The sequence below is a fragment of the Pseudomonas sp. WT-JTC genome (genome assembly GCF_056711565.1).
This window is the reverse complement of sequence record NZ_CM160042.1, coordinates 3,434,575-3,446,571: the sequence shown is the minus strand read 5'-3', so window position 1 is coordinate 3,446,571 and position 11,997 is coordinate 3,434,575. Positions and strand designations below refer to the sequence as shown.

The 11,997-nt window shown below is 59.4% G+C and carries 9 protein-coding genes and 2 pseudogenes; 7 read left to right on the top strand and 4 right to left on the bottom strand.

Annotation, left to right across the window (positions count from 1 at the left end; genetic code table 11):
- The first annotated feature begins 306 nt into the window (after positions 1-306).
- The 4 genes and pseudogenes from AC06G5_RS15755 (at position 307) to AC06G5_RS15740 (ending at position 6,012) form a co-directional block, all read left to right on the top strand.
- A pseudogene (locus tag AC06G5_RS15755) lies at positions 307-3,212 on the top strand (sensor domain-containing phosphodiesterase).
- A gap of 69 nt (positions 3,213-3,281) precedes the next feature.
- Positions 3,282-3,860, top strand: coding sequence for an eCIS core domain-containing protein (locus AC06G5_RS15750; protein ID WP_480457437.1), 579 nt, complete (start codon positions 3,282-3,284; stop codon positions 3,858-3,860).
- Between the two features lie 156 nt (positions 3,861-4,016).
- Positions 4,017-4,829, top strand: coding sequence for a carbon-nitrogen hydrolase family protein (locus AC06G5_RS15745; RefSeq protein ID WP_413425872.1), 813 nt, complete (start codon positions 4,017-4,019; stop codon positions 4,827-4,829).
- An 82-nt stretch (positions 4,830-4,911) separates the two neighbouring features.
- Positions 4,912-6,012 carry a polyamine ABC transporter substrate-binding protein gene (locus tag AC06G5_RS15740; RefSeq protein WP_413704744.1) on the top strand — a complete coding sequence of 367 codons (1,101 nt, stop codon included), beginning with the start codon at positions 4,912-4,914 and terminating at the stop codon, positions 6,010-6,012.
- Positions 6,013-6,074: 62 nt separating this feature from the next.
- Here the strand turns inward: AC06G5_RS15740 and gfa are convergent, their stop codons facing one another.
- From gfa to AC06G5_RS15725, 3 genes are all read right to left on the bottom strand, one after another.
- Complete coding sequence (gene gfa, locus AC06G5_RS15735; protein WP_413425876.1) at positions 6,075-6,653, bottom strand: S-(hydroxymethyl)glutathione synthase; 579 nt, start codon at positions 6,651-6,653, stop codon at positions 6,075-6,077.
- A gap of 129 nt (positions 6,654-6,782) precedes the next feature.
- Positions 6,783-7,649, bottom strand: a complete 867-nt coding sequence (locus tag AC06G5_RS15730; protein ID WP_480457434.1) for a patatin-like phospholipase family protein — start codon at positions 7,647-7,649, stop codon at positions 6,783-6,785.
- 85 nt (positions 7,650-7,734) lie between these two features.
- The gene (locus AC06G5_RS15725; RefSeq protein WP_413425880.1) at positions 7,735-8,355 is read right to left on the bottom strand and encodes a LysE family translocator; all 621 of its coding nucleotides are present in this window, start codon (positions 8,353-8,355) and stop codon (positions 7,735-7,737) included.
- 80 nt (positions 8,356-8,435) lie between these two features.
- Here AC06G5_RS15725 and AC06G5_RS15720 point away from each other — a divergent pair.
- Positions 8,436-8,567 (top strand): annotated as a pseudogene (locus AC06G5_RS15720) (LysE family translocator); the annotation flags it as partial.
- A gap of 78 nt (positions 8,568-8,645) precedes the next feature.
- Here AC06G5_RS15720 and AC06G5_RS15715 read toward each other — a convergent pair.
- Positions 8,646-9,518 (bottom strand): LysR family transcriptional regulator, encoded by an 873-nt coding sequence (locus AC06G5_RS15715; RefSeq protein WP_480457432.1) that lies wholly within the window; start codon positions 9,516-9,518, stop codon positions 8,646-8,648.
- Between the two features lie 193 nt (positions 9,519-9,711).
- On the opposite strand from AC06G5_RS15715, the gene AC06G5_RS15710 reads away from it, so the two are divergent.
- Both AC06G5_RS15710 and AC06G5_RS15705 read left to right on the top strand, forming a co-directional pair.
- Complete coding sequence (locus AC06G5_RS15710) at positions 9,712-10,935, top strand: cyanate transporter (protein WP_480457430.1); 1,224 nt, start codon at positions 9,712-9,714, stop codon at positions 10,933-10,935.
- Between the two features lie 179 nt (positions 10,936-11,114).
- Complete coding sequence (locus AC06G5_RS15705) at positions 11,115-11,885, top strand: ABC transporter substrate-binding protein (protein WP_413425886.1); 771 nt, start codon at positions 11,115-11,117, stop codon at positions 11,883-11,885.
- Positions 11,886-11,997 lie beyond the last annotated feature (112 nt).

Sequence of the window (11,997 nt, the reverse complement as noted above, 5' to 3'; positions counted from 1 at the left end):
TCCGTCGGCTCAATCGCCAGAGGCTTTTTTCAGAACCTCCATTAAAGAGCCCACGATTAGGGGGCGCTTTTCATTTGACGACAGTCCCTTGGCTATTCATGACAGCCCCGGACGTTTGTCGAGGGGGGCGAGCAGAAACGGTTGTACCGGGCAGCCGGTAGCGAATAACTTGTGGTCCGTCTCAAAGTTGGCTTTAAAGTGAACAAAATCATTAAAAAACCCTTTATAAGTTATTGACGGGAGGCTCATGGCACATTGCTATCTATCAGCAAGTGAGTTTCGGCAGTTTTGGCTCAGGGAGCGCTGATGAGTTTTCGTACATTGACCGATTACCCGCAGCAAACGAGCCATTGCAACGTTGCCGCACTGCAGCCACCAGGGAACCCGGATACTGTCGGCATGGCTTACGCCGGCAACGACGACACGATCGAACACTTGCTGGATTCAGCACGCAATTGGGCCCATACCACCGCCTGGGCGTTTTATCGCGCCGGTGAACAAATGCATTGGGTCGGGCAGGGCGACCCGCGGGCGCAATGGCCTTCAAGCGTTGCGAATGAAGAGTTTGAAGCCTTTTGCCTGACCTCGAACCTGCACCGTTGGCCGACCGGCAGAGGCGAAAGTGTGCTGGGTTGGCTGCTCGCGCCAGTCAAAGATGCTGCGGAGCCTGCGTTCGCCGAGTTTGCCCAGCGCCTGGGCATTGAGCTGCAGACCAATACCCTTGCCCGCGCGCAGATCACTCAGCGAGTGCTGTATGAAATTACCTATCTGGCCAGTTCGACCCGTGACCGGTCGGTGTTTCTGGTGGGGGTTCACCGGCTGCTGGCCAGCCTGATCGACGCCGAAAACTTCTATCTGGCGCTGTATAACCCGCACACGGGCAAGATCGACTACCCGTATTACGTGGACATCATCGACGTTGATGCCCTGGAATCCGAAAACTACGAATACCTTGACCGTTCGCGCCTGTCGCTGACCGGGCAGGTGTTGACCACTGGCCAGCCGTTGTTGATCGACGCTGCCGGCATTCTCGCGGCCCAGGCCGAAAAGCGATTCTACTGCGTGGGCGATCGTCCCGAGTTCTGGATGGGCGCACCGCTGAAAAATGCCTCGGATGAGGTGTTTGGCATGCTGGCGATGCAGGTCTATGACGTTTCCCGTATCTACAGCGCTGAAGACCGCGCGCTGTTTCTGGTGGTAGCCCGCCACGTGGCCATGGCGCTGGACCGGATTCTGCACCGAGAGGACCTGGAAGAAACGGTGATGCGTCGTACCCTGGAACTTTCGGCACTCAACGACGCATTGCGCCAGGAAGTGGCAGACCGGGAGCGTGCCGAACATCTGCAGGGCGCGTTGTTCCAGATTGCAGAACTGTCCAGCCAGCCTGGCGATATGGCTGAGTTGTTTCAAACCTTGCATGGCATCGTCGGTGATCTGCTGTTCGCGCAGAACTTCTACATTGCACTGTTCGACGACGCGACCGGTGAAGTGACCTTTCCCTATTACGTGGATGAACGGCAGACGACCATCCCGGCGGCACGGCGTGGGCGCAGGGGCTTGACTGAATATGTGATTCGTCAGCGTCGACCTTGCCTGATTGATGCCGGCGAGGCCGAGCGGCTGTCCGCGCAGGGTGAAATCGAAATTGCCCACGAGTCTGTACGCTCCTACTCCTGGCTGGGCATCCCGTTGTTCGAAGACGACGTGGTGCGTGGCGTGCTGGCGGTGCAAAGCTATACCTCGCAGGTGCGCTATACCCTGCGTGACCAGGAACTGCTGACTTTCGTATCGCGGCACATTGACACTGCGTTGTCCCGACGCACCGCGGCCGAAGCGATCCATGCCGCCAACCTCCAGCTGGAAGCCCGGGTGCAGAGCCGCACCCGCGAGCTCGATCACGCCAATGCCAAGTTGCAGCACGAAAACGCTCACGATGCGCTGACCGGGTTGCCGAATCGCACCTATCTGCAACAGCGCCTCAATCTGGCCTGGTCACGGTTCGGCAGCGAAGGCGGGCACCTGGCGGTGATGTTCATCGATCTCGACCGCTTCAAGATGGTCAACGACAGCCTCGGCCACCATTTTGGCGACCTGCTGTTGATGCAGGCGGCCCAGCGTCTGCGCGGTTGCCTGCGTGACACCGACATGCTGGCGCGCCTGGGGGGCGACGAGTTTTCGGTGCTGGCCCCGAGGCCCCGCTGGAGGTGATGATCGAAATCGCCGAGCGGATCCTGGTGGCGTTCGACCTGCCGTTTTTCATCAACGGCCATGAAGTTTTCTCCTCGTGCAGCATCGGTATTGTCAGCGCCGACAGTCAGTTCCACCACGAGCCCGCCGACTTGTTGCGCGATGCCGATGCAGCGATGTACCGGGTCAAGAGTGCGGGGCGCGACAGCTACGCGGTGTTCAACCAGGAAGTGCGCCGTGAAGTCTCGGACCAGGTCGAGCGTGAAGGCGCCTTGCGCAACGCGCTCAAGCGTACTGACGAACTGCTGCCGTATTTCCAGCCGATAGTCAGCGTCGAAACGGGTGAGCTGTTGGCCCTTGAAGCGCTGATCCGCTGGCATCAGCCGGGTGGCCGGGTGATCGCGCCGGGCGAGTTCTTGCCGGATGTCGAGGGTTTGCGCCTGATCGGTCGACTGGACCTGTACATGCTGGGCAGCATTGCAGCGATTCTCGCACAGCCCGAACATGCCAATTGGCCTGCGGTGCACGTCAATTGCTCCAGCTACAGCATGACGCGTCCCGACTTTGCCAGTGAGGTGCTGGCACTGTTGGCGCAGCACCAGGTCTCGCCATCGCGAATCTGCCTGGAATTGACCGAAGGGGCACTGGTCGCCGAGCCGGCGATTGCCCGCCAGACCATGCAGCAACTGGCTGACAATGGCATGTCGGTGGTGCTCGATGACTTCGGTGCAGGGTTTTCCTCCCTGAGCTATGTGCATCAATACCGTTTCAGCGGCTTGAAAATCGACAAGTCGTTCATCCTCGAACTGACCACCAGTTCCCGCAGTCGCGCGATCGTCCGGGCGATTGTGCGGATGGCCGAATCGCTGGACCTGAGTGTGGTGGCCGAAGGTGTCGAGGATGAAGCGACGCTGGATCTGCTGCGTGAGATCGGGGCAGGGCAGGCCCAGGGTTATCATTTCGCCAGGCCGATGGCGTTGAAGGCACTGTTGGCGAGTTCACTGCTCGATCGCCAGGATTGTTGATGTTTCGAGGCACAGGCATTGACGCCATGCCATGGTATGAACAACGCTCGGAAAAATCTGGAGCGCCCAATGCCGCCCATCACCACGCGCCTGTTGGCATTGTCTGTTCTTTGCCTGGCACTTGAAGTCCCGGCCCAGAGCAACGGCTGCCCGGCTGGCGAGAAACAAGTGTGCCTGGACGGCTGCATCTGCCTGCCGGACCTGGTGCCTGATGACGTCTACCAGATCGCGGCACCTGCCCTGGCCCTGTGGCTGACCCAGGCCCGCGCCGAAGCCGCCAGCGCCGACCTCCAACCCATACCTGCGCACATCCGCGAGCAGCTACTGCACTGGTACGACCCCGGCGTCCTCGATACCGCGCGCTATAAAATCAGCGACAACGGCCAACTCACCGCCGCCAATGCCATGCTGCAAAACCCCGATGTCGGTGCCGTGACGCTGATCGATATCATCCTCTTCCGGGACGCTCAATCCGCCGAACAGGACATCGCACTCTGGGCTCACGAACTGAAACATGTGCAGCAGTATCAGGAGTGGGGAGTGCAGGGATTTGCCCAACGCTATACCCAGGATTTCAATGCCGTGGAGGCGCCGGCTTATGCCATACAGGCTGAGGTCAGGCGCTCGCTGCGCAAAGAAACTTACTGAAGGGCAGCGTATTTCCCCGTCATTTCCGTGTACTACCCCTTTGGGAGTACTCACTCCGCGTGATAGGAAGTTTTTCCACGATACGCATACTTGTCGGGCCTTTGACAAAGTCATCCGCTTCCTGGCCAGGACGCTTTTTACCCGAAAGGTCTGACAATGAAACTTGAACTCTTACAGTTGGCGGGTCGCGATGGCGATGTCGCTTACAACCTGGAACGCATTCTACGGGCGATTGCCGAAAGTGTGCCTGGCACCGATATCCTGATGTTCCCCGAGTCGTTTATCACCGGCTTTCTCGACCACGGTAATATTGCCCGGCTCGCCGAACCCGTTTCCGGTCCCAGCGTCCAGGCAATCTGCGCTGCTGCCCGGCAGAGAGATGTCGCGGTAGTTGTGGGTTTGATCGAGCGCGATGGCGAGCGCTTTTACAACACCACGTTGTTCATTACCCCGGAAGGCGTGGCGCTCAGTTATCGCAAGACTCATCTGTGGGTCGGTGAACCTGGCCTCGTGCTGCCTGGCGACCGTTTTTCCACCGTGCAATGGCGCGGGGTGCGTATCGGTTTGTTGGTCTGCTACGACATTGAGTTCCCGGAAGGCGCGTGCGCATTGGCGGCACTCGGCGCGGAGCTGATTCTGATCACTGACGGCAACATGGAACCTTACGGCCACGTTCACCATACCGCCGTTGCCGCCAGAGCCCAGGAAAATCAGGTCTTCGCCGCCATGGTGAACCGCGTCGGCGAGGGTGCAGGCGAAGTCTTCGCAGGGGGCAGCAGCGTAGTCGATCCGTTCGGCAAGCGACTGTTTGAAGCCGGATCCCAGGAGTGCCGGCATGTCGTCGAACTGGACATGACGCAGATCGCACCGGCACGCGCGCTCTATGACTATCGCGCGCAGAAGCGCTTGCAATTGCACGGTGCGCTCAATGAGCAGGCGGACGGTCGCCGTGAGTTATTGATCCCCTGAGCGACGAACCCTGTTTCGCTTCCCAACAAGAACAATATCGCGGCGGACCGCCAATCGATGGCCGATTCGCCAGGAGCACCCCATGAAAGCAATGCGATTGCTGCACCTTGGCTTGTTCACTTTTTGCGGGCTGGGCACAGCCGCCAGTTGGGCGCAGGCCCCCAGCGTGAACTTGTACAACTGGTATGACTTCATTGCCCCGCAGGCGCCGAAGGAATTCGAGCAGGAGACCGGCACACCTATGGTGCTGGATACTTTTGATAGCTCTGAAGTCATGCAGAGCAAGTTGATGGTCGGACGTAGCGGATACGACGTAGTGGTGGTGACCAACAGTGCGCTGCCCAACCTGATCAAGGCCGGCGTACTCCAGGAGCTCGATGGCAGCCAATTGAGCAACCGCTCGAACCTTGATCCCGAGATTCTCGCCAAGGTCGCGCAGAACGATCCCGGTAATCGCTATGCAATCCCCTACATGTGGGGCACCACGGGTATCGGCTATGACGTGGATCAGGTGACCAAGGTACTGGGGGCGGCTGCCCCGGTGGACTCCTGGGATCTGATCTTCAAGGAAGAAAATATCGCCAGGCTCAGCCAATGCGGCGTCGCGATGCTCGACTCCCCCAGCGAGATCATTCCGATCGCCTTGCACTATCTCGGCTTGCCGCCCGACAGTAAAAATCCCGATGACTATGCAAAAGCCGAAGCGTTACTGCTGAAAATTCGTCCCTACATCACCTATTTTGATTCGTCACGGTTCATCACTGACCTGGCCAACGGCAATATTTGCGCTGTAGTGGCCTGGTCAGGTGGGGTGTACGACGCAAAGATCAACGCCGAACGCGCCAATAACGGTCGCCACCTGGCCTATCGGATTCCGCGCGAGGGCTCGTCGGTCTGGATGGAAACGCTGGTGTTGCTCAAGGATGCCCCTCATCCGCAGCAAGGCTTGAGCTTTATCAACTACATGATGCGCCCCGACATCATCGCTAAAAGCTCCAACTACCTGGGTTATCCCAACGGCAACAAGAGCGCCATGGCGTATGTCGATGAAGGGTTGAAGAACAATCCTGACGTCTATCCCCCGGCGGCAACACTGGCCACGCTGTTTCCCGACCAGCCACTGCCGCTCAAAATCGAACGCATTCGGACCCGGGTCTGGAGCAAGGTTAAAAGCGGGACCTGAATCCGTACATCAAGGGTGAACCGCAGCCGCGGTCCGGAAAAGAAACCGCGGCGACGGATCAATCAGGCGGCAGGGAGCAGGCCTTTCTGTCTGGCGACATGAGTCGCCATTGCGTCCATCAAATCCGGGGACAGGCAGTCATAGGGTTCCAGGCCGATCGAGCGCAGGCGCTCGCGAATAGCCTTCATTTGCGCTGGCGGTGTGCCGGTTTCGATGATGGAGGACACGAACGCCGCGAATCCCGGCGCAGCCCATCCGCTCTGTGGCGAAAGCTCGGTGTGGACGAAGTCCAGACCATAGAACGCATGGTTCTTGTTCTCGATGCGCCCAAAGAGATGGGCGTGACACTGCTTGCAGGCGTGGCGCTGGATGGTGGCGGTTTCGTCGACAATCGCCAGTTTTTCGCCGTGGGCAATGACGCTGACCTTATCCCGAGGCACTACGGCGATGACGGCGAATATCGCGTTTTTCGGTTTCCAGCATTTGCTGCAACCGCAGGCGTGGTTATACAGGGTTTGCGCGTCGATCCTGACCTCGACCTTGTCGGTCGCACACAGGCATTGCAGGGTGCCACCGGTGAAATTCGCGGCGGCGGGCTGGATGCCATTGTCCAGTACAGGGTGAAGTTGCAAGGTGCTCATGCTGGCTTCTCCGTTTCAGGGTGTCAGACAAAAGTGCCCGGGGCCGTGCCCCAGACTGGTAGTTCATCGGATTTCGAAAAGGACACAGTGCATAAACGGGTGACCTCCTTCGGTGCGACCGGTCGGTTCTCAATGCTCATGGGCATGTGAATGGATGGTAAGGGCCCCCGGTACCTTGGTGCGTTCGAGCCCTCCGCGTTCCAGCCACCGCAGGGTCTGCGCATAGGCGCGCTGCAGCAAGGACTCGGTCTGGTCAAAGTTGAACACCGAGACATCCACGGGGCACAAGGGCGGGACGATGTGCAGGCTGGTGAGCGTGCGGAAGTGTTCGATGTCGTTCACCAGTTGGCGCATGCTCATCAGATTGACGGTGTGCAGGGCCAAGGCGACCAGGCCTCGGGGCGGTTGTGTCAGGGCGCAACTTATGCCGGTGGGGATGACCACGACGTTGGTGGCTCCCAAGGCGACGGCAGTCGAAATGGGTGTATTGCTTGCCACACCGCCGTCAACCAGGAACCGGTCGGCGATTTGTACGCAGGGGAACACCAGCGGGATGGCTGCGCTGGCCAGTAACGCCTGCTCGAGTTCGCCACTGGACAGAACGGTCTCGGCACCACTGAGCAGGTCGGTGGTGACGATGTGCAGGGGCAGCGCCGCCTCCTCAATGCGATGAATCGGCAGTGCCTGACCCAGCAATCGGTTCAAGGCCGCCGGTTGCAACAGAAAGCCGCGCCGCTTGATCAGTCCTCGACAGGTATCGAGCCAGGAGAGGGGAAAGATGTCGGTTTTACTCAGCCCCCGCCAGAATCCGGCGAGCGCCTCAACGCCATCGGAATCGGGCCTTGCGGCAAAGTAGGCACCGTTGATGGCGCCTACCGAAGCGCCAACCACCATGTCGAATCGAACATTGGCCTCGACCAGGGCCCGCAACATGCCGACCTGCACCGCACCCAGGCTGCCGCCACCAGCGAATACGATTGCGGTTTTGGTCGCCATGGCCGAAGTCTCGGTGCAGAAATGTATCGAGTCAGTGTAGCTGAGGGATAACTGTTACTTGCAGTGCTCGCCGTTGAGGCGGTTTTCAGCGCTTGCTTATGGCCAACCGAGCTGCGAACAGCACAAAGACCAGGCCTGTTGTGCGATCCATCCAGGTGATGACCTTCTCACGCCGCAGAACGCCGGCGAGTTGTTGAGTTGCGCCAATCAACGTCGACGACCACAACAAGCCGAGCACTACGTGAATGCTCACCAAACCGAATGTCCAGGCAATCAGGTTGTGCCCTTGGGGAATGAACTGAGGGAGAAAGGAAACGTAGAAAATCCCGATCTTGGGATTGAGGACGTTGCCCATCATGCCCTTCAGGAACCAGTTTGCATTCGGCCTTGCGTCCGCTTCGACGGGCGATAATGAGTTGCGCGGGCGCAGCAACATGTTCAGTCCGAGCCACGCCAGGTAAGCGGCGCCGCAGTACTTCAACAGGCTGTACGCCAGCCCCGATACTGCAATCAGAGCACCCAGGCCAAAGGCGACGGCAGCGCCCCACAACAAGCAGCCGGCATTGATACCCAGGGCTGCGCGAAACGCCTGCTGTTTGCCTTCCACCGTTGCGGTTCGCAAGACCAGGGCGGTATCGAGGCCCGGTGTCAGCGTCAGCAGGGTGGCGGCAAAGGTAAAGGCAAGGAGGTTGTCGGCAATGGACATCGGCGTATGACTTTAAAGTGATGAAGCCCGAACGTTAGCACATGGCTGGCAGGCTTCAGATTTCGTTGAGTGCTCTAAACGCCGCTCTTGCGTCCAGAGTCAAGAGCGTGCTGACGCGGCCAGACCTGTCCCGCTGGCTCAACCGGGTGGTGGGATCGATCTTCATCTGCTTCGGCGCCGCCATCCTGACCATGCGTCGACAGGCTGTATAAGAGGAGGGCGGCTACCAGCACAGTGCAGCCGATCAGCAGAAACTGAACCGGGTGCACTCCAATGTGTTTTTCCGCTTGTCAGCCGACGTGGCCGGTCACCTGAGCGCATAGCCTTGTCAACTGTTCGGCCAGATCGATCACTCGGCGTGGTGCGTCGGGGCGCAGGTGGAGCGCGATTTCCAGTGGCGCCAGTTCGGCGAAGGACTCGGCCACGCCCAACCGTCGGTGGCCGGGCAGTGCAAGTCGCGAGGGGAGCACGCTGACGCCGAGACCATCGGCGACTGCCGAGCGGACGCTCGCGAGGCTCGCACTGCTGTAGCCAATGCGCCAGCGTCGGCCGGCGCTCTCCAGTGCGTGGATCATTTCATCGCGATACAAGCCGCCGACCGGAAACACCACCAGTGGCAGCGGGTCGCGCTCGTATGTTGGTTCCTTGAGGCTGTCGAACCAGGCGAGCGGTTCGGGCCAGGCGGCATGTCCCACAACCTGTCCAGGGCGCTGCTTGATCAGCACCAGGTCGTAGTCGCCGGCACAAAACTGTTGCCATAGCGTGTTGCTCAGCCCACTGCTGATCTCAAGCCTTATCGACGGGTGCGCGCGTGCGAAGGCGCCAAGCGTTGGCGTCAGCAAGTCCGAGGCGAAGTCTTCTGGCACGCCGATGTGCACCTCGCCCTGTGCGTGGCCCTTGCGTAACTCCTCCACTACCTCTTCCATCAGCCCCAGAACCCGGCGCGCATAGCCGAGCAAGCGCTCGCCGTCCTCGGTGGTGACGACGTAGCGCCCGCTGCGGTTGAGCAACTCACAGCCGAGTTGCTCCTCGAGGCGCTTCAACTGTTGGCTGATGGTCGACTGGCTCAAGTGCACGCGTTCACCGGCGCGCGTGAAACTGCCGCTCTCTACCACCGCGACGAAACTCTTGAGCAGCAACGGATCGATCAGCGTCGAAGTCATTACATTCCCCACTAATTGCCATTCGAACATTTAATTTCCGAATGATAGCACCTGCTCTTAATCTTGCAGCACAGCCTCTGACGCGGCCTGTTGACCAGAATCTCCAAGGTAAATGTGATGACAAGTGACGTGACGCTGATGCAAGGGATGCTGCCGAACCGGCATTCGCACCGGCCGCAAAGAAGTGCCCGCCATGACTGACCATGAATCGGCTTGCATCGCTACGAGCGTGTCGCGCGCAGGTGAAGTATCACTGACGGCACTGGTGCTCATGGTGCTGCTGGGCTTGAATTTGCGGCCATTCCTGACTTCGGTGGGCCCGGTGCTCGATCTGGTGCGCGCTGATATTGGCCTCGATTTTCGCGCCGCCGCGATGTTGACCACCTTGCCGTTCGTGCTGATGGGCCTGATTGCCTTCATTGGCATCGGTGTCGCACGCCGCTTCGGCGAAAGGCGGGCGCTGGCCGGCGCATTGGTGCTCTTGATGCTCGGGTGCGCGTCACGTGCCGTGGTCAAGGACGGCGCGCAGTTGATTATCGGCGCCGGTATCGCCGGCACCGGTGTGGCGGTGATCCAGGCCTTGATACCGGGTGTCGTCAAACGCTGGTTTCCTGAACGGATAGCGATGGCGATGGGGCTCTACTCGGCGGCATTGGTCGGTGGCGGGGCGCTGGGCTCGCTGGCCAGCACGTGGCTGAATACGTATGGCGGCTGGAGGCTGGGGCTTTCCATGTGGGCGTTGCCAGCGCTTGCCGTGCTCTTGCTTTGGCTGGTGTGCGCGCCACGCACGCCGCCGATAGAAGCTCGCGGACCTGTACCGGCCTTGACCGGCAGCTTTTTCAAGAATCGGCGTGCCTGGCAGTTGGCCGCCTACTTTGGGCTTACCAACAGCGGTTACTCGAGTCTGGTGGCATGGCTGCCTTCCTTCTACCAGCAGCAGAGCATGGGCCTGCAGGCCTCGGGCAACTTGCTCGCGTGGCTGGCGATGTTCCAGGCGACGGCGGCGTTCGCCATGCCGATGCTCGCCCGTCGCAGCGCTGACCGGCGCGGAGCCTTATGGCTGACGATCGCGCTGCAGGCCGTAGGCTTCGCCGGTTTCGCGCTTGCCCCCAACGCAGCGCCGTGGTTGTGGGTTGCACTGGCCGGTTTCGGCCTTGGAGGGTTCTTCTCGCTCAGTCTGATTGTCAGCCTCGACCACTTGCCCAATGCACAAGCGGCCGGGACCTTGGCGGCCTTCGTTCAGGGCATCGGTTTCCTGCTCGCATCGAGTGCTCCCTGGTTGATCGGCTGGCTACGCGACTCCGGCGGCAGCTTCATCACCGGTTGGTGGTTGCACATTGGGGTGCTCGCGGCGATGGCGGTGCTGACGATCAAGTTCTCTCCGGCGAGCTACCGACGCAGCATGCAAGCGGTGTGATGAATACTTGTAGGAGCGAGCTCTGCTCGCGATGGTCGTTAACGATTACGCGTGTTTACTGATTAAACGCGGCGCTCTCAAGTACATCGTGAGCGAGCTCGCTCCTACAGGGAGCGGTATTACATACAGGATCAGCCATTTTTTATAACCGCAATACCCATGTGCTTACGGAGAATAATATGAAGAAGTTCGCAGTTTCAGTTGTTCTGGCCTTGGCCGCCAGCGGCGTCTACGCGAAAGACTTGCAAGTCATTCGCTTCGGTGTTGACCCCACTTACGCCCCGTTCGAGTCGAAGGCGCCCGATGGCAGCCTTGTGGGCTTCGATATCGATCTTGGCAACGCGATCTGCGAACAGCTGAAGGTCAAGTGCGTATGGGTCGAGAACTCCTTCGACGGCATCATCCCGGCGCTCAAAGCCAAGAAGTTCGATGGCATTCTTTCCTCCATGAGCGTGACCGAGAAACGTCAGGCGCAGATAGCCTTCTCCGACAAGATCAGTAATGTCCTGCCTCGTCTCATCGCAAAAAAAGGCTCCGTTCTGCTGCCAACGGCCGAATCCCTCCAAGGCAAGCGTGTCGGAATCGAGCAGGGCTCCACGCAGGAAACCTATGCCAGGACTTACTGGGCGCCGAAAGGCGTCACCGTAACGACCTACCAGAACCAGGATCTTGTTTACCAGGACTTGATCGCCGGCCGCCTGGATGCAGCGCTGCAGTCTTCAGTCCAGGCCGACCTGGGTTTTTTGAAAACCGAGAGCGGACGTGATTTCGCTTTTGCCGGCCCGGAATTGCGCGACCCGAAAACGCTCGGTGTGGGAGCGGGAATCGGCTTGCGCAAGGAAGACAATGAACTACGCGAACAGATCAATGGGGCGCTTGCCGAGATTATCAAGGACGGCACTTACCAGAAAATCTCCGATAAATATTTCTCCTTTGATATCTACAACTAATCGATTGCAACGTCAGCCCGCGATGGAGTCATTCGGCCTGAATGTATTCGAATCAATTACGAATCCATATTTTTTGCGGCATTCAAAAACAAGAAAAACACGATTGAACAAG

What these genes read in the sequence shown, in the direction of transcription:
- AC06G5_RS15725 (WP_413425880.1), bottom strand. Translation starts at nt 8,355, where the DNA reads ATGTCCATTGCCGACAACCTCCTTGCCTTTACCTTTGCCGCCACCCTG.
- AC06G5_RS15710 (WP_480457430.1), top strand. Translation starts at nt 9,712, where the DNA reads ATGACTGACCATGAATCGGCTTGCATCGCTACGAGCGTGTCGCGCGCA.
- AC06G5_RS15740 (WP_413704744.1), top strand. Translation starts at nt 4,912, where the DNA reads ATGAAAGCAATGCGATTGCTGCACCTTGGCTTGTTCACTTTTTGCGGG.
- AC06G5_RS15715 (WP_480457432.1), bottom strand. Translation starts at nt 9,518, where the DNA reads ATGACTTCGACGCTGATCGATCCGTTGCTGCTCAAGAGTTTCGTCGCG.
- gfa (WP_413425876.1), bottom strand. Translation starts at nt 6,653, where the DNA reads ATGAGCACCTTGCAACTTCACCCTGTACTGGACAATGGCATCCAGCCC.
- AC06G5_RS15745 (WP_413425872.1), top strand. Translation starts at nt 4,017, where the DNA reads ATGAAACTTGAACTCTTACAGTTGGCGGGTCGCGATGGCGATGTCGCT.
- AC06G5_RS15750 (WP_480457437.1), top strand. Translation starts at nt 3,282, where the DNA reads ATGCCGCCCATCACCACGCGCCTGTTGGCATTGTCTGTTCTTTGCCTG.
- AC06G5_RS15705 (WP_413425886.1), top strand. Translation starts at nt 11,115, where the DNA reads ATGAAGAAGTTCGCAGTTTCAGTTGTTCTGGCCTTGGCCGCCAGCGGC.
- AC06G5_RS15730 (WP_480457434.1), bottom strand. Translation starts at nt 7,649, where the DNA reads ATGGCGACCAAAACCGCAATCGTATTCGCTGGTGGCGGCAGCCTGGGT.